The sequence below is a fragment of the Tautonia plasticadhaerens genome (genome assembly GCF_007752535.1).
In the GTDB taxonomy this organism is placed as follows: domain Bacteria; phylum Planctomycetota; class Planctomycetia; order Isosphaerales; family Isosphaeraceae; genus Tautonia; species Tautonia plasticadhaerens.
Genome location: NZ_CP036426.1, coordinates 569,780 through 591,910 on the forward strand (window position 1 = coordinate 569,780; position 22,131 = coordinate 591,910).

The window sequence follows — 22,131 nt, forward strand, 5'->3', positions numbered from 1 at the left end:
TCGGAAGTCGAGAGGTGCGCGAGGTGGCTCGGGGCGGATCGACCCATTCTAATCGAGATCGCCCTCGATTTGCGCCAGGGCGGCCTCGGCCTGGGCGCGGACCTCCTCGCTCGGGTCGTCCCGGAGGCCATCCAGGGCGGGGATCGCATCCCGGGCCGACGGGCCGGCGAGGGGGATGAACCGGGCGGCCAGCAGCCGGACGGCCTCCTGCTCGTGCCCCAGCAGGTCGATCAGCTCGGGGACCGACCCGGGGTCCGGGCCGGTCCGCTCGAACCTGCGGAGCGATCGCTCGACCGATCGGCGGTCCTCCTCCCGGGACGCGGAGGCGATCAGGTCCGGGACGAAGATGGCCGCGTCGGGGCCGAGCCGCTGGATGGCGCGTCGGGCCGAGGAGCGGACCTCCTCGTCGTCGTCGCCGAGGGCCTTCGAGAGGGGAGGTCGGGCGGCGGAGGCGTCGGGGGCCGAGGCCCCGACGGCCAGGGCGGCGGCCTGGCGGACCCCGGGGTCCTCGTCGTCCAGGAGCGGGGAGAGGCGATCGAAGGCGGGCCGGGCGGCGCGGCCCAGCTCCGAGAGGGTCCGGGCGGCCGTGGCCCGGAGGCCCGGGGAAGGATCGGAGAGCATCGAGGCGAGCGCGGGCACGGCCTCGGAGGCGGCGCCGCCGTGGCTGGAGATCAGCTCGGCGGCGGCGAGCCGGACCGACGGATCCGAAGCCTGCAAGGCCCCGATGGCGGCGGGTAGCGCGGACCTCCCGGCCGGCCCGAGGGCGCGAAGCGCATCGAGTGCGGGACGTTGGACGCGGGGGTCGTCGTCGTCGATCAGGGCGGAGAGGTCGGCCAGGAGGCGATCGTCCCGGGGGGCGGACCGGACGAGGAACTCGAGGGCCCAGAGGCGGATCCCGGCCGACTCGTCGCCGAGCGCCTCCCGGACGGCCGGGACGGCGGATCGGGCCCGGGGGCCGAGGTCGACGAGGGCGGCGAGCACGTCGACGCGGACGTCGGGATCCCCGTCCCGGAGCGACGAGAGCAGCAGGGGGACGGCCTCCGGCGAGGCGGGGCGCATCCGGCCGAGGGCGAGGGCTGCCCCTCGACGGACCCGGGGATCGGGGTCCTCGATCGCCCGGGCGAGCGTCCCGGGGGCCGACCGGCCGACCTCGGCAAGGGCGTCGGCGATCGGGCCGACGGGGCTGTCGGCGACCCGGAGGGCGTCGACCAGGACCGGGGTCGCCTCGGGCCCGAGGGAGGTGAGCAGGTACGAGGCGACCCGGGCCGCCTCCTCGTCCCCGGAACCCAGCATCGAGGTCAGCGTCGGGACCAGGTCCGGGATCAGGCCCGGCCGGTCGGCGAGCACGCCCGCCGCCTCGAGTCGAATCCCCTCGCCGGGATCCCGGAGGAGCGTGTCGAGCAGGGCTCGGAGCTGTTCCTCCGGCAGGTCGAGCCGGCCGAGGGCGGCACCCGCTGCCGCCCGGACGCCGGGCGAGGGGTCGTCGAGGTGGTCGAGGATCGCCAATCGGACCCGGTCGTCCGGATCCTCGACCCGCCCCAGCGCCTCGACGGCCAGGGGGCGGGCGTCGTCGTTCCCCTCGGTCGCGGCCTCGATCAGCGGGCCGACGGCGTCGGGGCCGATCCGGCCGAGGGCCGTCGCGGCCTCCCGGGCGATCCGGTCGCGCTCGTCGCCGAGCAGGGGGATCAGGTCCGGGACGGCCGGCGAGGCGTCGGGTCCGATCCGGCCGAGGGCCATCGCGGCCTCGGCCCGGACGTTCTCCCGGTCCTCTCCCAGCAGCCCCCGGAGCGCCTCGACCGCGGGGGCGCCGATGGCGGCCAGCGCCAGGGCGGACCGGTAGTCCTGGTGCGTCTCCTCCCGGCGACGGCCGCCGTAGTCGGATTGCAGGGTGTGGACGAGGGCGGGGATGGCCGGCTCGGCGTTCGGGCCGAGGGCGGTGACGATGTCGAGCACGATGAGGCGGACTTGGCCGTCCTCCTCGTCCCTCAGCGATTCGATGAGGGCGGGCAGCGCGGCGACCTGGGTCTCCCGGTCGGAGGCGAAGAGGGCCTTCGCGGCGTCCCGGCGGAGGTCGACCGGGCCGTCCGGGCGTCGCAGATCCGCCATCAGCTCGGCCGCCCGGACTGTTTCCGGTGGCTCCTGGTCCGTGCCAGTCGAGGAGGGCAGCATCCAGTGGGAGAGCACGAGGAGCACCCGGAACAGTTCGGGGATTGGCACGGCCAGACTCCGCCAAGATGCGAATGCGAGGAAGACGCTCGGGTCGGATGTGAGTCGGTTCAGCGACCGGGTTGCTTGAAGATTGCCACGCCGGGCAGGTCGCCGCAAGATTCCCAGTCGTCCCGGCCCAGCTCGTCGAACCGTGATTCGAACGCGGTGGCCGTCTGGCCGCCTTCCTGCCGCAAGGCCTGCTGGGCGTCGACCACGTCGGAGAGGATCAGGACGCGATATTCCCAGCTGGGCACGACCTCGTCCGAAGCCTGGGGGGCACCACCCTGGGCGAGGCCGGAGGAGAACCAGGCCGCGACCAGGGCCGCGGCGACGACCGCGAGGGGGATGGCTCGTCTCATCGGGCTGGTCCGCGTGGAGGCGCCGCGTGCCGTGGGATGATCGCCTCGAATGGTGCGGACGCCCCGCCTGCTCCCGTTGGAGGGAAGCGGCGGGGCGAGGCTCGCGTCTCGGGGCGTGCGGGACATCCGGGAGGGCGGCTCTCGACTGGGGGCTGCTTCGCGGACCCCGGCCACCCGAAGGATCGGCGATCCCGGCGATTCGGGATCAGACCGCCAGGCCGGGGAGCGGCTCGGTGCTGTCGCCGAAGCGGTCGACGGGGACTCCGGCCTGCTGGAGCATGGTCAGCAGCAGGTTGGCCATGGGGGTCTCCTCGCGGTAGGCCAGGTGGCGGCCGGTCCGCAGCCTGCCGCCGGCGGAGCCGACAGTGACGACCGGGAGGTTGACGTGATCGTGGCGGTCGCCGTCGCTGATGCCGCTGCCGTAGAGGATCACCGCGTTATCCAGCAGGGTCGAACCGTCGGCCTCCTCGACGGTCATCATCTTCTCGACCATGTAGGCAAGGATCGAGACATGGTAGCGGTCGATCTCGCGGAGCTTGCGGTGCTTCTCCTCCTCGCCGCCGTGGTGGGAGAGCTCGTGGTGGCCGTCGGTGAAGCCGAGCCAGGGGTAGTTGCGGTCGGTGGCCTCCTTGGTGACCATGAAGCTGGCGGCCCGGGTGCTGTCGGTCTGGAAGGCCAGGACCATGAGGTCGCACATCAGGCGGAGGTGCTGGTCGAAGTCCTCGGGGATCCCCTCGGGCCGGTCGAAGCCGGTGCCGGTCAGCTCGGGGGGCGGTGCGGCGTCCTGGATGCGGCGCTCGACCTCGCGGACGCCGGTGAGGTACTGGTCCAGCTTGAGGCGGTCGGCCGAGGAGATGCGGTCGCGGACGCGGCGGGCGTCATCCAGGGCGTAGTCGAGGATGGAGCGGCGGTAGAAGTCGCGGTCGGCGACGGTGGAGCGGGCGAGGTCGGCCGCGCCGTCGGTGAAGAGGCGGTCGAAGACGAGCTTGGGGTTCATCTCGTAGGGGGCCGGCGAGGTGGCCGTCCGCCAGGAGATGTGCGTCTTGTAGGTGCCGCTGTAGCCGAAGGCGTTGCCGGAGCGGGCCGACTCGCAGCCGAGTTCCAGGCTGGGCAGGCGGGTCTCGCGGCCGACGTGCCGGGCGTAGAGCTGATCGGCCGAGACGCCGACGCGGACGTCGTCCTGGGAGCGGTAGGCCTGGGCTCCGGTCAGGAAGCTGGCGGCCCCCTGGCCGTGGCCGCAGCCCTCGTCGTCGCCGTTGACCAGCGCGGTGTTGTGGATCAGGCCGTGGTAGCAGTTCAGGTGGTCCCGGGCGAAGGAGAGCGGCCGGAGCGTCTCGGGCAGGTCGATGAGCGGTCCGTCGCGGTCGGGGAACCAGCTCGGCAGGTGGACACCGTTGGGGACGTACCAGTAGCACATCCGGACCGGGGGCCCGGCGGCGGAGGCCGAGGCGGCGTCGGCCGCCCGGGCGACCGGGGAGAGGCTCTCCATCCAGGGCAGCGCCAGGGCCGCCCCCATGCCCCGGAGCACGGCCCGCCGGTCGATCCGATTCCCCATGTCATTCTCCTTGATCAAATTCGGTTTGCGATTGATTGATTTAGAGGAATGGACCTCGATCGACCAGGGAGGGTGGTCAGGGGCCTTCGGCGGCGCCCCGGCGCTGGAATCGGTCGCTCTCGACGACCCCGTAGAGGATCGATCGGATCCGGTAGTCGTCCTCGACCAGGCGTCCCCGGATGGCCTCGACGGTCGGGTAGTCGTCGGGCACGAGCCCCCGGCCGAGGGCGTAGGTCATCAGGTGCTCGACCAGGGTCCGGGAGAACTTCTTGGCCGAGGACTCGACCAGGATCCGCCGGAGGCCCTCGGCGTCGTCGAAGGCGAGCCCGCCGGCCAGCTCGCCGGAGGCGTCGATCGGGGAGTCGCCGTCGACGTCTCGCCAGCGGCCGATCGCGTCGAAGTTCTCCAGGGCGAAGCCGAGCGGGTCCATCTGGCTGTGGCAGGAGGCGCACTCGGGGTTGGCCCGGTGCAGTTCGAGGCGTTCGCGGAGCGAGGAGGCCTCCGCGGTCCCGCCGCCCTCGTCCAGCTCGGGGACGTCGGGCGGGGGAGGAGGAGGAGGGGTGCCGAGGATCTGCTGGAGGATCCACTGGCCCCGCTTCACGGGGGAGGTCCGGTTGGGGTTCGAGGTGAGGGTCAGGACGCTCGCCTGGGTGAGCACCCCCCCCCGGGGTCGGCCTTCGAGGGAGACGCGGCGGAACTCGCCCCCCGAGACGCCGTCGATGCCGTAGTGCCGGGCGAGGGCCTCGTTGACGAAAGTGTGGTCGGAGTCGAGCAGCTCCAGGACGCTCCGGTTGTCTCGGAGCAGGTCGGCGAAGAACAGCTCGGTTTCGCGACGCATGGCGTCGCGCAGCTCGTCGTCGAAGCCGGGGAAGAGGGACTCGTCCCGGGCGACGCCGTCGAGCTGTCGGAGCTGGAGCCACTGGCCGACGAAGTTGGAGACGAAGGCGTCGGCCCGGGGGTCGTCGAGCATCCGGTCGACCTGGCTTCGGAGGTCGGCGCGGAGGGTGCCGTCCCGGGCCAGGCGGGACAGCTCGTCGTCGGGCATGCTGCTCCAGAGGAAGTACGAGAGGCGGCTGGCCAGCTCGAAGTCGTCGAGGGGGCGGTCGCCCTCGGCCTCGTCGGGCTCCACCAGGTAGAGGAACCGGGGGGAGACGAGCACGCTGGAGAGGGCGACCTGGACGGAGCGCTCGAAGCTCTCGCCGCGGTCGTGGGCGAGCCGGAAGATGTCGAGGATGCCCTCGACTTCGTCGGGCCGGCACGGCCGGCGGAAGGCCCGGGTCGCGAAGCGTTCGATGACCTGTCGGGCGGCCTCGATGCGGCCCTCGTCGCCGGGCTCGGGGTCGAGGAACAGGATCCGGCGGTGGGACTCGGGCCGCCCCCCTGCTCCGTCGGGGGCGGGGCCCCGGACGACCATCGAGTCGACGTGGAGGCCTCGGTCGTCTCCGTAGCGCTGGTCGCCGCCGTCGAGGGCGGTGATGGCCTGGGTGCCGAACACCTGGGCCTCCGACTGGCCCGGGGCGACGGAGACGTGGACCGTGTCGTCAGCCTCGGCGACGTCGAGCCAGTAGCGGTAGACCACGGTCTCGTCCTGGACCTGGGCGGCTTCGACGGCCCTGCGGTCGGAGCCGAAGCCGATCACGAGCCGGGGGGGGGGCACCGACTCGGCGACCCGGACCCGGACCAGGCTGAAGTCGGCCAGGTACCGGCCGGGCTCGAGGGCGTGCTCGAACTCGACTGCGCCGTCGAGGGGCAGCGGGTAGGTCCGCAGGCCGATCAGCTCGGCGGGGGCGAGCCCCTCGACGCTCGGGGCGACGATCGCCGCGTCGAGGGCCCGCTCGGCGGCGTCGAGGTACTTCTCGACGTGGATCGGCGAGACGTTCAGGGCCGAGCCGACGTTGTCGAAGCCGAAGCCGATCTCGTCCGGGGGGAAGGAGGCCGAGAGGCCGAGGTCGAGGCCGATCAGGTCCCGGATCGTGTTGTCGTATTCCTGGCGATTGAGCCTGCGGAGGACGACCGGCGGGGGCGCGGCCGACCCGAGCCGGGAGGCGATCACGTCCTGCTCGATCCAGGAGACGATGGCCTCCAGCTCTTCGACCATCGGCTGGGGCATGTCGGCCGGGGGCATGAGGCGGCCCTCGACGGCGTCGAGCACGCGGAGCCAGGTCTCGGCGTCCTCGACGGCGGCCTCCCGGTCGGCGTAGCGGTCGAGGACGACCTCGCCCTCGGCGTAGGCCTCGGCATGGCAGTCGATGCAGTATTGCTCCAGCATCGGGATGATGTCGGCCCGGAACGCGTCTTCCCCGCCCGCGCCGAGTGCGGGCGAGCCGGTGGCGGTGGCGAGCAGCAGGGCGATCGCCGCGAGCCGGGCGAGCCGTCGATTCCCGAGGCGGGAGTGCATGGTCGGATGGTCCTCGAACCGGTGGATGGTCTGAGCCCGGGGCGGATCGTCACCCTTCCAATGTGTCATCCCGAGCGACGGGTGTCGAGCCCCGTCGGCGGGGAGGAGGGGGCGATGCGGGGGTCGTGGCGCGCCCCGGCCCTTCTTCACTCCTTTCGGCGACGTTTCGGGCGCCTCCGGCCCGTCATCTGCTACAATAGTCACAGTAATTGTCCCCTGCGGACCCGGACCCGATCTCGTCTCACACGGCCGTGCAGGCACGACTCCGATCGTCGATCCGCCCCGGAGGGAGCATCCGGCGGGAGGCGAAGGGCACCGAATCCTCGTGTCGACCCCCCGCTCCCCGTCCCGGATGGTCCTCGGGTTCTCCCTGACGGCGGCCGTGCTGGCCGCGGCCTGCTGGGCCCTGGTGCCCCGTCCCGGGCCGGAGCCGGGGCCGGCCGGGGCAAACCCAGAGGGAGACGAGGTCGTTCAGGTCCGGAAGGCCTTCCGCCCCGTCCTGGGGGACGACGCCGGGGAGGAGACCGGGGCAGACCCGCGGGACGAGGTCCCCCCGGAGGTCCGGGAGTTCCTCGACCGGGTGCTGGATCACGCTCCCGAGGCCGGAACCGGCGTCGAGGGCTTCCGCTTCTCCCACTGGGGCCACCCGGGGCGGCCGACCCGGGCGGCGATGGGGGTCAAGTCGGTCCCGGGCCTCGACCCGGACGAGTTGATCGCCCGGGTGATGGACGTCGACGGCTACGAGGGGCGGATCGCCAACGTCCTCTCCAGCCGTTCCCGCCCGGATCCGGGGCGTCCCGAGGAGGACTCGGTCCGCTTCTCCCAGCGGATCCAGATCCCGGGGATCGCCCGGGTCCAGCAGGAAGCGGTGCTGATGGACCTGGGCACGATCGACGGCTACCGGGTCGCCTGCTGGTACCTCTTGTCGGAGGAGACGGGGGCCTTGAATCCCCGGGACGGCGCCCGGAGCGCCTTCAACGTGGGCGCCTGGCTGGCCGCGCCGGGGGTGGTCGGCTACGCGCTCAATAGCTGGCCGAGGCGAGAGGACGTGAACGCCCTCCAGTGGCTCTCGCTGACGACCGGGTCCGACGCCCTGGCAAGCCCGATCGTCGAGCGGACCATCGACGGCATGGCCCGATGGTCGCGCCCTTCGGGCCTGGCGGGGGGAGACTCGACCCCGCCGGTCACCTCGACCGCCGGGGTCGCGGCCCAGTAGCGGGCCGACGGCCCGGGATCGGTTCAATACCCCCCCGGTCGACCGACTCGCCCCCGGCGGGCGTGCCGAGGGCGCGGAGGACCTCCGGGTCGATGCGGTCCTCCGCCCGGGCGACCTCGGTCGCGTCGAGGAGGAGGACGCAGGCCAGCAGCAGGGTCGGGGCCCGGGACCTCATCGAGTTCACCTTGGGGGCGGCTGCACCGAGTCGCGGTTGCGTTCGATCGGACGGATTCCCCCGCGTCAGGCGGGGGCGTGGGCGGGTGGGGCGGGACCTCGCCGGATCGGTGGCGGCGGGCCTCCTCGACGTAATGCCGCCAGGCGTGGTCGATCCGCGCCCGCATCGACTCGCCGACGGGCCGCACCACCTTCTCGGGCATCCCCAGGACGAGCGACCCGGGCGGCACCTCCGTCCCCTCGGTCAGCAAGGCCCCGGCGCCGACGACCGAACCGGCCCCGATCGTGACGCCGTTGAGCAGGATCGCCCCCATGCCGATCAGGCAGTCGTCCTCGACGGTGCAGCCGTGGAGGATCGCCCGGTGGCCGACCGTCACCCGACGGCCGACGACGCAGGGCACGCCCGGGTCGGCGTGGAGCATCGAGAGGTCCTGGATGTTGCTCCCCTCGCCGATCTCGATCCGCTCGGCGTCTCCCCGGACCACGGAGTTGTACCAGACGCTCGCACCCGGCCCGAGCGCGACGTCTCCCAGCACGACGGCCCCGGGGGCGATGAAGGCGGAGGGGTCGATCATGCTCTGGCTCCCGTTCGCCCCGGGCCGGGGCGGGTCGTGACCGGGAGGCCCGTCGGCCGTCGCGATCCGGCGGGTCCGATGATCGCGGATGTCGGACGCCCCCGGGAGTGGTAACCTGGCGAAATCGGAGCCCGACGACCGGGGAGACGCCCCAGGCACGACGCACCCTCCCGACCCGGCGACCACCTCCCGAAGTCCGGGGGAGACTCGCCGGGCGGCCTCGAACCAGGGAGTCCGACGATGGGAGACGAGACCGAGGGGACTCCCCGGCCGGATCGGGCCGACCGGCCGAGTCCGGGCCGGGAGCCGACGGGGAGTCCGGGGGGCGATCGTCGGGCCCCCTCCGGCTCCTGGAAGGTCGACCCGATCCACCGGCTGGGCTGGATGGCCTACGTCCTCGCCCTGCTCCTGCTGCTGGGGTTGCTGCTCGCGGTGGGCCGGGTGCTGACCGGATGGATGGCCGGCTACGCCGAGACGGCCGTGACGCTGCCGGAGGAACCCTGAGCCGACCGAGGGGGGGCCGGCGGGCTCCTTGACTCGCAGTGCGGACCGGGTTTCCCGGCCCTTTGACCCGGGGGGCGGCCGGTGAGACCATTGGGGGGATTTCGCGGCGTCCGGGGCGACCCTCCCGGGCCCAGGGGCGAACGACGACCTCGCGGTTCGCCGGGCCCCACGAAACGGAGCGGGGATGACGATGGACGAGGAACCGACCAGGACCAGGCGGGTCCGGATCGTGAACGCCTACGGGTTGCACATGCGCCCGGCCTCGAAGTTCGTGGCGATCGCGAAGGACTTCCGGTCGGACATCCGGGTCGAGCACCAGGGGGCCCGGGTCGACGGCAAGAGCCTGCTGGAGATGACCTGCCTGGCCGCCGAGTGCGGCACCACGATCGGCCTGGAGGCCCGGGGGCCCGACGCCGACGAGGCCCTCGACGCCCTCGCCGGGCTGGTGGCGGCCGGGTTCCACATGACCGAGGAGGACTATGCCCCCTGACCGCTCGGGAGGCACGACTCCCCGGTCCCCGGGCGGACGAGCCCGATCGGGGGCTCGATCGAGGAGACGGCCGAGGCCGGGGTTGATGAACCGCTCCTCGGTCGTCGGGGGCGTTCTCCGGCGTCTCCTCGGCAAGCTGCCGATCGACGTTGGTCGCTTGACGGCGAGGAGGGCCGTTCGTCCAATAGTCGGGCAAATCCCCGTCGATCCGACCCCGATCCGGATGTGACCCATGACTCGAATCGCCGCCCTCGCCCTGTCCGTTTGCCTGACCGTCCCCTGCCTCGCCTCGGGGCTCCCGAGGAGCAGCCCGGAGGACCAGGGGATCCCGCCCTCGGCGATCCTGGAGTTCGTCGAGCGGGCCGAGCGGCGGATCGACGCCCTGCACAGCGTGATGGTGGTCCGCCACGGCCACGTGGTCGCCGAGGGCTGGTGGGCGCCGTATGACCCCGGCACGCCCCACGAGCTGTATTCGCTGAGCAAGAGCTTCACCTCGACGGCCGTCGGCCTGGCCGTCGCGGAGGGGAAGCTGAGCGTCGACGACCGGGTGATCGACTTCTTCCCCGACGAGGCCCCGGACGAGCCGGGGGCCAACTTGGCGGCGATGCGCGTGAGCGACCTGCTCCGGATGTCGACCGGCCACGAGTCCGAGCCGTCGCTCCGGGCGGCGGACGACTGGGCGGAGGCCTTCCTCGCGCACCCGGTCCCCTTCAAGCCGGGGACGCATTTCCTGTACAACACGGCGGCGACCTACATGCTCTCGGCGATCGTGCAGCGGGCCACCGGGGAGACGGTCCTGGACTACCTCCGCCCCCGGTTGTTCGAGCCCCTGGGGATCGACGACCCGCGCTGGGGCACCAGCCCGCAGGGGGTGACGCTCGGCGGCTACGGGCTGAGCGTCCGCACGGAGGACATCGCGAAGTTCGGCCAGCTCTACTTGAACCATGGCCGGTGGGAGGGGGAGCAGGTCGTGCCCGAGTCGTGGGTCGGGGCGGCGACCGCGCGGCAGACGTCCAACGGCAGCAACCCCGGGAGCGACTGGGACCAGGGCTACGGCTACCAGTTCTGGCGGAGCCGCCACGGCGCCTACCGGGGCGACGGGGCGTTCGGGCAGTACTGCATCGTGCTGCCCGAGCAGAAGGCGGTGATCGCCATCACCTCCGGCGTGAAGGACATGCAGGCGGTCCTGGACCTGGTCTGGGAGATGCTCCTGCCGGCGATGGGCCCCTCCCCCCTGCCCCCCGCCGAGGACGACCGGGCCGCCCTCGAAGCCCGGCTGGCCGGGCTGACGCTGGCCCCTCCCGAGGGGCCGGGCTCGAACGCGACGGCCGAGCGGGTCTCGGGGACGACGTTCGAGTTCCCCGACAACCCCAGGGGGATCGAGTCGGTCACGCTCCGCCCCGAGGGCGAGGGGACGACGCTGGCCTTCCGGGTCGACGGGGAGGAGCGGCGAATCTCCTGCGGCCACGGCTCCTGGCGGGAAGGGAGGCTCGCCTTCGAGCGCTTCCCCGAGCAGCCCGCGGCCGCCGCCGGGGCCTGGACCGGGGACGAGACCTTCACCGCGCGGATCTGCTTCGACGAGACGCCGTTCGTGGCCTCGCTCCGCCTGGAGTTCTCGGGCGAGGGACTCCTCCTCGATTCCGAGGCCAACGTCGGCTTCGGGCCGACCGGGCATCCCCGGCTCGTGGGCTCCCCGGCGGGGGGATCGGCGCCTTGAGGCGAGGCGGTTCGGCTAGCCATCCCGGGGCGAGGGAGTCAGACTAGTGGGTCGCGACCCCCGAAGGCCTGCCGGAAGAGTACCCCATGACCGACGACTCGTCCCCGAACCCCCGAGGCGGCTCGCCGAGGAGGACGCCGCCGATCCCGTTCCTGGTCCTGGCCGGCGTGGTGGTGGCCGTCACGATCCTGTTCTACCAGGTGATCCGCCCGCTGGCCTTGCCGCTGTTCCTGGCGGCGGTCATCGCCCTGCTGGCCCACCCGCTCCACGCCCGGCTGACCGACCGCCTCGGGGGGCGGGCCTCGCTCTCGGCCGGGATCATCACGCTGCTGATCCTGCTGGTCCTGGTCGGGCCCCTGGGGACCGCCGTGGGGATGGCGGTCTCGGAACTCCGATCCGTGGTGGAGCACTTCCGGGAGGGGCTGGCCGCGGGGGAGGACTGGCGGGTCCTGGTGGCCCAGGACCTCGACCCCAGGCTGGCCGATGCCATCGGGCGGGTCGAGCGGCTGATCCCCCTCGATGCCGATGAACTGCGGGAGAAGGCCCTCACGATCGGGGCCGAGGGCGGCGAGGTGCTCTACCGACGCAGCCTGGGGCTGCTGGGCAGCCTGCCCGGCCTGGTGCTGGGCCTGGTGATGTTCCTCATCGCCCTGTTCTTCTTCCTGCGGGACGGCTCGCAGATGATCCTGGGCTGGGAGGAACTGACGCCGATGAATGCCGAGCACGACCGGCTCATCCGGGGGGAATTCGCCCGGGTCTGTCGGGGGGTCGTGCTCGGTACGCTGGCGGCGGCCGTGGCGCAGGGGGTGCTGCTCGGGCTCGGGCTCTTCGCCATCGACCTGATCGCGGGGACCGGCATCGGGCGGTGGACGTTCCTCCTGTCGCTGCTGACGGTGGCCTTCTCGATGGTCCCGTTCCTCGGGGCGGCGGCGATCTGGGCGCCGACGGCCCTGCTGATGTTCTCCGAGGGGCACCCGGCGGCTGCGGTCGTCCTGGCGGTGTACGGGGCCGTGGTGGTCTCGCTGAGCGACAACCTCGTCAAGGTCCTTGTCATCGGCGAGACGGCGGGGATGCACCCGCTGCTCGTCTTCGTCAGCGTCTTCGGCGGGATCCAGCTGGTGGGATTCCTCGGGATTTTCGTCGGGCCGATCGTCGCGGCGGTGCTGTTCACGCTGCTCCGGATCCTCCGCCGGGAGATCGTGTCGCTGAATCGGCCGGCCTCGGGCCGGGGCCTCGACCGGCCCGAAGCCGGCTGAATGCCGGACCGGCCGGGGTGCGGACCTCCCGGGACGCGAGACGGACGCCGTCGGGTCCCCCCGGCACGGCCTCCCCTGCCGGGCCTTCGGTTCGATGCGAGAGTGAGATTGCGAGATCCGGGGATGGCCATTATGATCCGCCCCTCTTGAGGCGGATCGAGGCCTCGCCGGTGCCCCCACCCCCTCCCGGGCTGATCCCCTCGCCCCGGACGAGGGACGCTCACGGGGGCCGTCGTCCGGAAGGATGGGTTGGCCGGGCCATCCCCTGGAGCCCCGCTGAGGGCCAGGCCCTCGAATCGAGGCGATGGTGCGCGAACCCCGTCCGGGAGGACGCTCGGACGTGCGATCCCGCCCGACCCCCCGGAGGTCGCGGGGGGGGATGCCCGCCGCCTGGGTGGCGATCGCCCTCGCCTGCCCGGCCGCCCGGGCCCAAGGGCCCCCCGATCCGATCCCGCCGCCGGTCCCGGCGCACCCGGCCCCGACCGGGGCCGGGCCTCAGGTCTCGGTGGACCAGCTCGCCGAGCGGCTTCTCGCGATGGAGCGGCAGAACCGCGCGCTCGCCGAAGAGTTGCAGCGGACGCGGGCCGAGCACGAGGAGCAGATGCGGCTGATCCTCGACCGGCTCGACGAGGTCTCGGGTCGGTTCGTCACCGCCGAGGATCCGGCCCCGCCCCCCGACGGGGCCTCCCCACCGGGCGCAATGCCCTTCGACCCCCGGCAAGTCGAGAACCCCGTCCCCGACTACACCGAGGGCCAGTTCGCCCCCGATACCCCGGCCCCGGGCTACCCGCTGCCGAGCATCGTCGAGCCCGGTCGATCGCTCCTGAACGGCAGCTTCGGGCCCGGCTTCCGCTTCCGGACCCACGACGGCGAGTTCCGCCTCAAGGTCAACTACGAGTCCCAGGTCGAGGGCCGAGTCTGGGACCCGAGCGACCAGCAGCCGGCGAACAGCGGGATCTACCTGCCCCGCCAACGGATCTTCTTCAGCGGGAACATCACCAAGCCCATCGAGTACGAATTCGCCATCAACCGGGGGTTCGGCGGCCTCAACCTGCTGAACGCCTACCTCAACTTCCACGTCGACGACCGGTTCGAGCTGCGGATGGGCCGGTTCTTCACGCCGCTCTTCTACGACCAGTACGCGATCTCCAACTACTGGCTGATGCAGCCCGAGCGGTCGGTCTTCACCACGAACCTGTCGCTCAACCGCCAGTTCGGCGCGATGGCGTGGGGCTACCTGTTCGACAAGCGCCTCGACTACGCCGCCGGCGCCTTCAACGGCTCGAGGAACTCGTTCGAGCCGCTGACCAACGGCCTCGACTTCGTCGGCTACCTCAATGCCCGGCCGTTCCAGATGTCGGAGGCCCTGCCCGCGGCCCGGTTCCTGAACCTGGGGGCCTCGGTCGGGTTCGGCCACCAGGACCAGTCTCCCGTCCCGAGGTCCTTCCGGATCGCCGGGGGATCCCCCAGCGCCGACGTGCCCGGGCCGGCGACGGTCCCCTTCCTGATCCTCGACCCCGGCGTGGCCGAGCGGGGCGACCGGCTGATCGGCTCGGTGCACGCGGCGTACTTCCACAAGGGGCTGTCGCTGATCGGCGAGTGGCAGTACGGGTACGGCGGCTACGCGGCCCCAGGCGCGGGGTCGTCGACCCGGGTGCCGTTCTCGGGCTTCTACGCCTCCGGCGGCTACTTCCTGACCGGGGAGGAGGTCGAGCGGCGCTCCCGCCTCTACCCGCTGCGGCCCCTCATCCCGACCCGGGAGGGCGACCGCCGGGGCATCGGCGCCTGGGAGCTCACCGGCCGTGTGAGCACGCTGGAGTTGGGCCGGCAGGTCTTCGAGGCGGGCCTGGCCAACCCGGAACTCTGGTCGAACCGGGCCGTCACGACCGAGCTGGGGGCAAACTGGTACTGGAACGAGTATATGAAGGTCTACATCTTCTGGCTGCACGGCGCCTTCGCCGACCCGGTCCTGTACGCCCCGGGGCGGCTCCAGGAGACGGCCGACATGTTCTGGCTCCGGTTCCAGCTCTACTTCTGAGGCGGATCGGCCCGGACCCGCCGGGATGGGGAGTCCGGGCGCTCAGAGGCGTCCTCGCGCCCCGAGCCATCCCCCCGACCATCCCGTGTCGTGGGTCGACGGCCTCCCCGGTTGGCCAGGGATCGTCACGACCGGCGGACGGCGTGGGGAGACGCGACGGCCGATGCCCGGTCGGGGTGATTCGAGGATGGCCTGGTAGTGGGGGCGGAGGCGGAGGATCTCGAATCCGGCCCCCTGCCGTGGCCATCGAGGCACCTTCAGCGGCAACAGCGGTCGAGCAATCGACCGTGCCGGGAGGGAACTCATGACGCGACTGCTCGGAGGACGAGTCGTCCCGGAGCCTGTCGATGCGGCCAAACGCGGCGGGAGGACTTTGATGTGTGCATCATTAATGAAACTTGTGCATTTATCAATGCCTTGAAGCGTGGGGCCCCGACTCGACCCCGAGGCCATCCGTCAAACGGCGGTCTGGAGGACCCGTCGAGTCGTCCCGGCCCGCGTCTGATCCGGAGACGCGGAGATCATTGCAAATGACACATATCCTGATCCTGGAACGACATTTCACCCCCGCCATCGAACGTGACTCGGGGTCGCACGCCCATCCGATCGGGGCCCTACGCCCCGGTCAGTTCCAGATCCGACCGGGAAAGAGATGGAAATCGCCGGGTCGATGAGAGAGGATTGGCCGGCTCCGGGTCATTATTCCTTCCACGACCGGTCTCATCTACCACTGCGGTGGGGTGACGCCTCCCCGCCCTCGATTGCCCTCGTCCCTCCTCCTTGGAGCGCCCTTCATGCAACCGCCGCATTGTCCTTCCCGCCGCGAGTTCGTCCGAGTCGCCGGCCTGGCGACCGGGGCGGCCGGCCTGGTCATCTCGGGGTCCGCTCGATCGGCCGTGCCGGCGACTCGGGCACCCGACCCGGACGTCGTCCTCGCCGAATTGCTGGAGGGGAACGGACGGTTCATGAACGGGCAGACCTCGCTACTGACCCGACGACGGCCGGAGGACTTCGCCTCACTCGCCGAGGGCCAGGCCCCGACGGCGATCATCGTCGCCTGCTCCGATTCGAGGGTCGCCCCGGAACTGGTCTTCGACCAGGGCGTCGGCGACCTGTTCGTCGTCCGGGTGGCCGGCAACCACGTCACCGGGGCCGGGCCCATCGTGCAGGGGAGCATTGAGTTCGCGGTCGCCGTGCTGGGGGCGAGGTTGATCCTCGTGCTCGGCCACGACAAGTGCGGCGCGGTCGAGGGGGCCATCGCCCGCTCCGAGTCCGACGAGCCGCTGCCCGGCTCGATCGACGCTTTGGTGAAGATCATCAAGCCGGCGGTGGCCGACGCCGAGGGGAAGCCCGGCGACCGGCTCGACAATGTCATCCGGGCGAACGTCGAGCGGTGCGTCGGCAGCCTAAAGACGGCCGGGCCGATCCTGCCGGACCTGGTCGGGTCCGGGGAGTTGAAGGTCGTCGGCGGCGTCTACCGGCTGCGGTCGGGCAAGGTCGAGCTGTTCGACTGAGGATCGCCGGCTCCCCGCCCTCGCCCCCAGCCCGGCGGCGATCGATCGGCGGCCTCACGCGGCCCCCTCCCGCCGCGGCGGGGGCCGCACGCGCCCGCCCGTCACGGCGGGGGGCGGCGTGCGGCCGGGGAGGGGATTGACACGGAGATCTCGCCATGGCAGTCTCATCACGTGTCGCTGCTTGCAATTCAATGAATTCAGGGATTTTCGATCGGTGAGCACGCTTGATCGGCACGCCCTGTCGCGGTACTCGGCCGCGGTCCCGGCCCCCGTCCTGGAGGTGCTCCGCGGGATCGGCCAGGTGTTCTTCCAGGAGAATGCCCTGACGGGGGCCTGCTTCGCGCTGGGGATCGCGCTGAGCTCGCCGCCGATGGCGGTCGGGGCGGTGATCGGCTCGGCCATCGGCTGGGCGACCGCACGGGTGCTCAGGTTCGATCCCGCGGGGGTGTCCGCCGGGAGCTTCGGCTTCAATTCCGCACTGGTCGGGATCGCCACGCTGTTCTTCTTCCGTCCGGGGGCATTGAGCGTCGTCCTGCTGGCCGTCGGCTGCGTCGTTGCGGCGTGGGTCACCCGGGTCGTGCGGCGGTCCGTGCCGTTCCCGACCTACACCGGGCCGTTCATCGTCACGACCTGGGCCGTGTTTTTCCTGGGGAAGGCGATGGGGGTCGAACCGGCGGGTCCCGGCTACGGACCGCTCGTCCCGAACCTCGCGGTCGGCGCCGGCCTCGAGGCCATCTTCCACGGCATCGGCCAGGTCATGTTCCAGGCGAGCCTCTGGACGGGGATCCTCTTCCTCGTCGGGATTGCCCTCAACGACCGGGGGCACGCGGGCTGGGTGCTGGTGGCCTCGATCCTCGGGATGCTCGTGGCAGGCTACCACGTCGATGCGGCCATGAGGGCCCTCGACCCCGAGCAACTGGTCGAGCGCGACCAGTTCGAGACCATCCGGCTGGGGCTCTTCGGCTACAACGCCACCCTGGCGGCCGTCGCCTTGTCCCTCTGGCGGCGGTCGCTGATCCCTCCCCTGCTGGGCCTCCTGCTCTCGGTGCCCCTCACGGAATTCATCCCGAGGCTGGGCCTGCCGGCGCTGACGGCGCCGTTCGTCCTGGCGACCTGGATCGTCCTGGCCCTCGGCTGGCTCGACGCTCGGGTCCTGCGAGGGTCGGGCGGGCCCGCCACCGAGGCCTGATCCCGCCAACACGAGATCGGTGCCCCCCGGAACACGAGTGAACCCCCTTCCCCTTGCTGTCGGGAGACGACCGACCGATGAACCTCTCCCCCCAGGAACGCGACAAGCTGCTGATCTTCGTGGCCGCCCAGGTCGCCCGGCAACGCAAGGACCGCGGCCTGAAGCTGAACGTGCCCGAGGCGACCGCCCTGATCACGGCCGAGCTGATGGAGATGGCCCGGGACGGCAAGACCGTCGCCGAGATCATGGCCGCCGGCCGGGAGATCCTCACCCGATCCGACGTCATGGACGGCGTCCCCGAGATGGTTTCCATGATCCAGGTCGAGCCGACCTTCCCGGACGGCAGCAAGCTCGTCACCGTCCACGAGCCGATCCGCTGATCGGTCGTCCCCCGCCCCCCCCGATGGACGATCCTGGGAGAGACGCATGATCCCCGGCGAGTACCTCTTCGACGGCGACGACCTGGAGCTCAACGCGGGCCGCCCGGTCGTGACGCTGAAGGTCAATAACACCGGCGACCGGCCGGTGCAAATCGGCGCGCATTATCACTTCTTCGAGGTCAACAGGGCCCTGGTCTTCGATCGGGAGAAGGCCTACGGCATGCGGCCGGACCTGCCCAGCGGCACCTCGGTCCGGTTCGAGCCGGGCGAGGTCAAGGAGGTGAACCTCGTCCCCTACGGCGGCCGCCGGGTCGTCTACGGCTTCAACGCCCTGGTGTCGGGCCGGCTGGATGACCCGTACACCCGGACGATGAGCCTGAGGCGATGCCAGGACCAGGGCTTCGGCCATTCTGCCTCCGAGTGACACGTCGGTCGCGATTCGGGCCGATCGGCCCATCCCCGGAGACGACCTGAGATGAGCGTCCGACTCTCCCGCAAGGCGTACGCGAAGAAGTACGGCCCGACCAAGGGCGACCGCATCCGGCTGGCCGACACCGAGCTGATCGTCGAGATCGAGGACGACTCGACCGACTACGGCGAGGAGTCGATCTTCGGCGGCGGCAAGTCGATCCGGGACGGCCAGGACCAGTGCCCGCTCGAAGAACCGATGAGCCCCCGGCATTGCGACCTGGTGATCACCAACGCCGTGATCATCGACCACTGGGGGATCGTCAAGGGGGACATCGGCATCAAGGAGGGGCGGATCATCGCCGTCGGCAAGTCGGGCAACCCCCTGACCCAGTGCGGCGTCGACCCGAGGCTCGTCATCGGCCCCGGGACCGAGATCATCGCCGCCGAGGGGAAGATCGTCGTCGCCGGCGGGGTGGACACGCACATCCACTTCATCTGCCCACAGCAGATCGAGACGGCGCTGGCCTCGGGGATCACCACGCTGATCGGCGGCGGCACCGGCTCGGCCACCGGCACCTGGGCCACCACCTGCACGCCGGGCCCCTGGAACATCATGCGGATGCTCCAGGCGTTCGAGGGGCTGCCGATCAACGTCGGCATCCTGGGCAAGGGCAATGGCAGCCTGCCCAGGCCGCTGGACGACCAGATCGAGGCCGGCGCCTGCGGCCTGAAGCTGCACGAGGACTGGGGCACCACCCCCGCCGTCATCGACACCAGCCTCTCGGTGGCCGATCGCTACGACATCCAGATCGCCATCCACACCGACACCCTGAACGAATCCGGCTTCCTCGCCGATTCGGTCGCGGCCATGAAGGGCCGGGCCATCCACAGCTTCCACACCGAGGGGGCCGGCGGCGGCCACGCGCCGGACATCATCAGCATCGCCGCCCTGCCCAACGTCCTCCCGTCGAGCACCAACCCGACCCGGCCGTTCACCGTCAACACGATCGACGAACATCTCGATATGTTGATGGTCTGCCACCACCTCTCCCGGGACATCCCCGAGGACGTCGCCTTCGCCGAAAGCCGGATCCGGGCCGAGACGATCGGCGCCGAGGACGTCTTCCACGACCGCGGCATCATCAGCATGACGAGTTCCGACTCGCAGGCGATGGGCCGCATCGGCGAGGCGATCGTCCGGACCTGGCAGACCGCCCACAAGATGAAGGTGCAGCTCGGCGCGCTGGCCGGCGACTCGGCCCGCAACGACAACGAGCGCGTCAAGCGCTACGTCGCCAAGTACACCATCAACCCGGCGATCACCCACGGCATCGGCCAGCACGTCGGCAGCATCGAGGCCGGCAAGCTGGCCGACCTGGTGATCTACGAGCCCGCCTACTTCGGGGTCAAGCCGTTCCTCGTGCTCAAGGGCGGCCTGATCGTCTGCGCCCAGATGGGCGACCCGAACGCGAGCATCGCCACCCCGCAGCCGGTCTACATGAGGCCGCAATTCGCCTCGCTCGGCCGGGCCCTCTCGAAGTCGTGCCTGAGCTTCGTCTCGAAGGCGTCGCTGGAGGGCGGGATTGCGGAGCGCTACGGGCTGCAGCGCGAGCTGGTGGCGGTCGAGGGCTGCCGGGAGATCGGCAAGAAGGACATGAGGCGCAACGAAGCCACCCCCGAGATCACCGTCGACCCCGACACCTACGAGGTCCGGGTCGACGGGGAGAAGGTCGGCAGCGAGCCGCTGGCCGAGTTGCCGATGACCCAGCGGTATTTCCTGTTCTGATCCGATCCATGAACCTCGGCCTGCTCCAGATCGCCGACTCGGCCCTGCCGATCAGCGGCTACACCCACTCCTGGGGACTCGAGGCGGCCATCGCCCGGGGATCGGTCCGCGACGCGGAGTCCCTGGAGCGGTGGGCCGCCCTCTGGCTCCGCGCCGCGCTCGGGCCGCTGGAAGGGGTGCTCGTCGCCTCGTCCTGCCGCGCGACCCGGGCCGGCCGGGCGGCCGAACTCGTCCGCCTGAACGGCCTGGCCGAGGCGTCGATGGTCCCTCCCTCCCTCCGCCGGGCCAGCCGGGAGATGGGGGATCAGCTCGTGGCACTGGGGGGGACCTGGCACTGGTCCTCCCCGGGGCTGGCCTCAATCCTCGGGTCGCTCCCCGAGCGGCCCGGGGCGTGGCACCACGCCGTCGCCTTCGGCCTGCTCGGCGCCCTGGCCGGCGGCGAGGTCGACGAGGTGCTGACGGCGTATCTCCACCAGGCGGCCCTGGGGGTGATCGGGGCCGGGGTCCGGGCGATCCCCGTCGGCCACACGCACGGCCAGCAGATCCTGGCTTACCTGCACGACGAGATCCGGGGACTGGCGGGGGCGCTCCTCGACCGGGATCCCGAGACGGCCGGCGCCGGCTGCCCTTCCTACGAGATCCGATGCGATGAACAGACGCGACTCTACGCCCGCATGTTCCGGTCCTGATCCCTGGTCGGTCCTGCCCCCCCGGCCGAGCCGGAGGCGGCTGCGGCCGGGCGTGGCCTTCCACGGGAACCATGACCACCCCCACGACCACATGGGCCGACCCGGGCCCGCGCGCTACGCCGGGCCCACCCGGGAGGTCTTCACCCTCGGGGTGGCCGGGCCGGTCGGCTCGGGTAAGACGGCTCTGGTCGAGGCGCTCTGCCACGCCCTCTGGCCCGAGGTCAACCTGGCGGTCATCACCAATGACATCTACACGCACGAGGACGCCGAGTTCCTCTCCCGACGCGAGGCCCTGCCGCTGGAGCGGATCGTCGGCATCCAGACCGGCGGCTGCCCGCACACGGCCATCCGCGACGACGCCAGCGCCAACCTCAGCGCCGTCGGGAACTTCCAGCGTCAGTTCCCGGGCCTCGAACTCGTGATCATCGAGTCCGGAGGCGACAACCTCACGGCCGTCTTCTCCCGGGAGCTGGCCGACTGCTTCATCTTCGTGATCGACGTGGCCGAGGGGGACAAGATACCTCGGAAGGGGGGGCCGGGGATTTGCAACTCCGACTTGCTGGTGATCAACAAGACCGACCTGGCGCCCCACGTGGGGGCCGACCTGGAGGTGATGCGGGGGGACAGCACCCGGATGCGCGGCGAGCGTCCGTTCCTGATGGTCAGCATTCGCCAGGGGGAAGGGGTCGACCGGGTGGTCTCCTGGGTCCGCGAGCAGCTCGCCGCATCGAGCGTTCCGAACTCCTGACCCCCCCGGAGTTCCGGGGGATCGAGCCGGTCGGCCACCCCGCAGCCCGGGTCGGCGGCGCCCGGATCGAACTGATCGAGGACCGGGGGCGGACCCGCCTCGGGCGCTGCTATCAGCAGATCCCCGTGCGACTCATGCCGCCGTTCGACCTCGGGGGGGAGCCGGCGGCCCTGCTCTACCTGATCAACCTGACCGCCGGCCTCCTGGACGGGGACGGCCACTTGATCGAGCTGGTGTCGAGGGCGGGCACGCGGGCGGTCGTCACCGGCCAGGCCGCCTCCCGGGTCCATCCCGCCGTCGGCAGCTTCAGCACCCAGCAGTGGGCCGTCGAGGTGGAGGACGACGCCGTGCTCGTCGTCCTGCCCGGCCCGACGATCCCCTACCGGGGCAGCCGATACTACCAGCGGGGCCGGGTCGACCTCTCGCCGACGGGCCGGATCCTCTGGGGGGACATCTGGCTTGCCGGCCGATACGAGCGGGGGGCGGCGTCGGAGCGATTCGTCTTCGACCGGATCGTCCAGGACCTCGAATTCAGGCGATCGGGCCTCCTGCTCTACCGCGACCGATTCCGGTGGGACGGCCCATGGACCCCGGACGCGGTCGAATGGCACCTCGGCGATGCGTTGGCGACCGGCTCCCTCTATGCGTCCGGCCCGCCCCCGGCGTCGCTGCCGGAGCCGGCGCCGGGCCTGCGGAGGGCGGCCTTCCCCCTGGACGACGCGGGGTTTTGCGTCCGGTGGTGCGGCCCCCCCGCCCTCGTCACCGAGGATCTGGTCCGGACCACGTTGAGCCTGGCCGCCGAGTGGACGAGCGGCCCCGGCTCGCCCCCCTGGCTGTTGCGGTCGAGCGGGCTCGCCCCGAACCACTGGTTCTCGGCCCCCCCCGCCCGCCCGTGAGCGGGCCACCCGACGGGGCCCGGAGGGC

19 protein-coding genes are annotated in these 22,131 nt (G+C 71.7%); 14 read left to right on the forward strand and 5 right to left on the reverse strand.

Going from position 1 to position 22,131, the window contains the following annotated elements; all coding sequences use genetic code 11:
* Positions 1-48: 48 nt before the first annotated feature.
* The 4 genes from ElP_RS02085 to ElP_RS02100 all read right to left on the reverse strand — a co-directional run bounded on the left by ElP_RS02085 (position 49) and on the right by ElP_RS02100 (position 6,520).
* A complete protein-coding gene (locus tag ElP_RS02085; protein WP_145266799.1) occupies positions 49-2,217 on the reverse strand; it encodes a HEAT repeat domain-containing protein in 2,169 nt (722 codons plus the stop codon).
* Positions 2,218-2,276: 59 nt separating this feature from the next.
* Complete coding sequence (locus tag ElP_RS02090) at positions 2,277-2,567, reverse strand: hypothetical protein (protein ID WP_145266801.1); 291 nt, start codon at positions 2,565-2,567, stop codon at positions 2,277-2,279.
* 205 nt (positions 2,568-2,772) lie between these two features.
* On the reverse strand, positions 2,773-4,122 hold the full coding sequence (locus ElP_RS02095) for a DUF1552 domain-containing protein (protein WP_145266803.1): 1,350 nt from the start codon (positions 4,120-4,122) through the stop codon (positions 2,773-2,775).
* Positions 4,123-4,198: 76 nt separating this feature from the next.
* On the reverse strand, positions 4,199-6,520 hold the full coding sequence (locus ElP_RS02100) for a DUF1592 domain-containing protein (protein WP_145266805.1): 2,322 nt from the start codon (positions 6,518-6,520) through the stop codon (positions 4,199-4,201).
* A 325-nt stretch (positions 6,521-6,845) separates the two neighbouring features.
* Here ElP_RS02100 and ElP_RS02105 point away from each other — a divergent pair, with 325 nt between their 5' ends.
* On the forward strand, positions 6,846-7,736 hold the full coding sequence (locus ElP_RS02105; RefSeq protein WP_145266807.1) for a hypothetical protein: 891 nt from the start codon (positions 6,846-6,848) through the stop codon (positions 7,734-7,736).
* 23 nt (positions 7,737-7,759) lie between these two features.
* Here the strand turns inward: ElP_RS02105 and ElP_RS02110 are convergent, their stop codons facing one another.
* Positions 7,760-8,485 carry a gamma carbonic anhydrase family protein gene (locus ElP_RS02110; RefSeq protein WP_197446655.1) on the reverse strand — a complete coding sequence of 242 codons (726 nt, stop codon included), beginning with the start codon at positions 8,483-8,485 and terminating at the stop codon, positions 7,760-7,762.
* 240 nt (positions 8,486-8,725) lie between these two features.
* On the opposite strand from ElP_RS02110, the gene ElP_RS02115 reads away from it, so the two are divergent.
* From ElP_RS02115 to ElP_RS02175, 13 genes are all read left to right on the forward strand, one after another.
* Positions 8,726-8,989 carry a hypothetical protein gene (locus tag ElP_RS02115; protein WP_145266809.1) on the forward strand — a complete coding sequence of 88 codons (264 nt, stop codon included), beginning with the start codon at positions 8,726-8,728 and terminating at the stop codon, positions 8,987-8,989.
* A 190-nt stretch (positions 8,990-9,179) separates the two neighbouring features.
* The gene (locus tag ElP_RS02120; RefSeq protein ID WP_145266811.1) at positions 9,180-9,479 is read left to right on the forward strand and encodes an HPr family phosphocarrier protein; all 300 of its coding nucleotides are present in this window, start codon (positions 9,180-9,182) and stop codon (positions 9,477-9,479) included.
* Positions 9,480-9,711: 232 nt separating this feature from the next.
* The gene (locus tag ElP_RS02125; protein WP_145266813.1) at positions 9,712-11,196 is read left to right on the forward strand and encodes a serine hydrolase domain-containing protein; all 1,485 of its coding nucleotides are present in this window, start codon (positions 9,712-9,714) and stop codon (positions 11,194-11,196) included.
* 86 nt (positions 11,197-11,282) lie between these two features.
* Positions 11,283-12,452, forward strand: coding sequence for an AI-2E family transporter (locus ElP_RS02130; RefSeq protein ID WP_145266815.1), 1,170 nt, complete (start codon positions 11,283-11,285; stop codon positions 12,450-12,452).
* A 379-nt stretch (positions 12,453-12,831) separates the two neighbouring features.
* Positions 12,832-14,490: a porin gene (locus ElP_RS02135; RefSeq protein WP_145266817.1), complete on the forward strand. Its 1,659-nt coding sequence runs from the start codon at positions 12,832-12,834 to the stop codon at positions 14,488-14,490.
* Positions 14,491-15,284: 794 nt separating this feature from the next.
* On the forward strand, positions 15,285-16,004 hold the full coding sequence (locus ElP_RS02140) for a carbonic anhydrase (RefSeq protein ID WP_145266819.1): 720 nt from the start codon (positions 15,285-15,287) through the stop codon (positions 16,002-16,004).
* Between the two features lie 214 nt (positions 16,005-16,218).
* Positions 16,219-17,193: an urea transporter gene (locus ElP_RS02145; RefSeq protein WP_231749404.1), complete on the forward strand. Its 975-nt coding sequence runs from the start codon at positions 16,219-16,221 to the stop codon at positions 17,191-17,193.
* Between the two features lie 77 nt (positions 17,194-17,270).
* A complete protein-coding gene (locus ElP_RS02150; RefSeq protein WP_145266821.1) occupies positions 17,271-17,573 on the forward strand; it encodes an urease subunit gamma in 303 nt (100 codons plus the stop codon).
* A gap of 46 nt (positions 17,574-17,619) precedes the next feature.
* Positions 17,620-17,997, forward strand: coding sequence for an urease subunit beta (gene ureB / locus ElP_RS02155; RefSeq protein ID WP_145266823.1), 378 nt, complete (start codon positions 17,620-17,622; stop codon positions 17,995-17,997).
* A 51-nt stretch (positions 17,998-18,048) separates the two neighbouring features.
* A complete protein-coding gene (ureC, locus tag ElP_RS02160; RefSeq protein WP_145266825.1) occupies positions 18,049-19,770 on the forward strand; it encodes an urease subunit alpha in 1,722 nt (573 codons plus the stop codon).
* A gap of 8 nt (positions 19,771-19,778) precedes the next feature.
* Positions 19,779-20,459: an urease accessory protein UreF gene (locus ElP_RS02165; protein WP_145266827.1), complete on the forward strand. Its 681-nt coding sequence runs from the start codon at positions 19,779-19,781 to the stop codon at positions 20,457-20,459.
* A gap of 91 nt (positions 20,460-20,550) precedes the next feature.
* On the forward strand, positions 20,551-21,207 hold the full coding sequence (ureG, locus tag ElP_RS02170) for an urease accessory protein UreG (protein ID WP_145278156.1): 657 nt from the start codon (positions 20,551-20,553) through the stop codon (positions 21,205-21,207).
* 134 nt (positions 21,208-21,341) lie between these two features.
* Positions 21,342-22,103, forward strand: coding sequence for an urease accessory protein UreD (locus ElP_RS02175; protein WP_231749776.1), 762 nt, complete (start codon positions 21,342-21,344; stop codon positions 22,101-22,103).
* Positions 22,104-22,131: the final 28 nt, after the last annotated feature.

Bases quoted from the DNA above. Each gene is read 5' to 3' on its own strand.
- ElP_RS02140 (WP_145266819.1), top strand. From the start codon at position 15,285: ATGCAACCGCCGCATTGTCCTTCCCGCCGCGAGTTCGTCCGAGTCGCC.
- ElP_RS02095 (WP_145266803.1), bottom strand. From the start codon at position 4,122: ATGGGGAATCGGATCGACCGGCGGGCCGTGCTCCGGGGCATGGGGGCG.
- ElP_RS02120 (WP_145266811.1), top strand. From the start codon at position 9,180: ATGGACGAGGAACCGACCAGGACCAGGCGGGTCCGGATCGTGAACGCC.
- ElP_RS02125 (WP_145266813.1), top strand. From the start codon at position 9,712: ATGACTCGAATCGCCGCCCTCGCCCTGTCCGTTTGCCTGACCGTCCCC.
- ElP_RS02100 (WP_145266805.1), bottom strand. From the start codon at position 6,520: ATGCACTCCCGCCTCGGGAATCGACGGCTCGCCCGGCTCGCGGCGATC.
- ElP_RS02090 (WP_145266801.1), bottom strand. From the start codon at position 2,567: ATGAGACGAGCCATCCCCCTCGCGGTCGTCGCCGCGGCCCTGGTCGCG.
- ureC (WP_145266825.1), top strand. From the start codon at position 18,049: ATGAGCGTCCGACTCTCCCGCAAGGCGTACGCGAAGAAGTACGGCCCG.
- ElP_RS02165 (WP_145266827.1), top strand. From the start codon at position 19,779: ATGAACCTCGGCCTGCTCCAGATCGCCGACTCGGCCCTGCCGATCAGC.
- ElP_RS02150 (WP_145266821.1), top strand. From the start codon at position 17,271: ATGAACCTCTCCCCCCAGGAACGCGACAAGCTGCTGATCTTCGTGGCC.
- ElP_RS02135 (WP_145266817.1), top strand. From the start codon at position 12,832: ATGCCCGCCGCCTGGGTGGCGATCGCCCTCGCCTGCCCGGCCGCCCGG.
- ureG (WP_145278156.1), top strand. From the start codon at position 20,551: ATGGGCCGACCCGGGCCCGCGCGCTACGCCGGGCCCACCCGGGAGGTC.
- ureB (WP_145266823.1), top strand. From the start codon at position 17,620: ATGATCCCCGGCGAGTACCTCTTCGACGGCGACGACCTGGAGCTCAAC.
- ElP_RS02110 (WP_197446655.1), bottom strand. From the start codon at position 8,485: ATGATCGACCCCTCCGCCTTCATCGCCCCCGGGGCCGTCGTGCTGGGA.
- ElP_RS02115 (WP_145266809.1), top strand. From the start codon at position 8,726: ATGGGAGACGAGACCGAGGGGACTCCCCGGCCGGATCGGGCCGACCGG.
- ElP_RS02130 (WP_145266815.1), top strand. From the start codon at position 11,283: ATGACCGACGACTCGTCCCCGAACCCCCGAGGCGGCTCGCCGAGGAGG.
- ElP_RS02175 (WP_231749776.1), top strand. From the start codon at position 21,342: ATGCCGCCGTTCGACCTCGGGGGGGAGCCGGCGGCCCTGCTCTACCTG.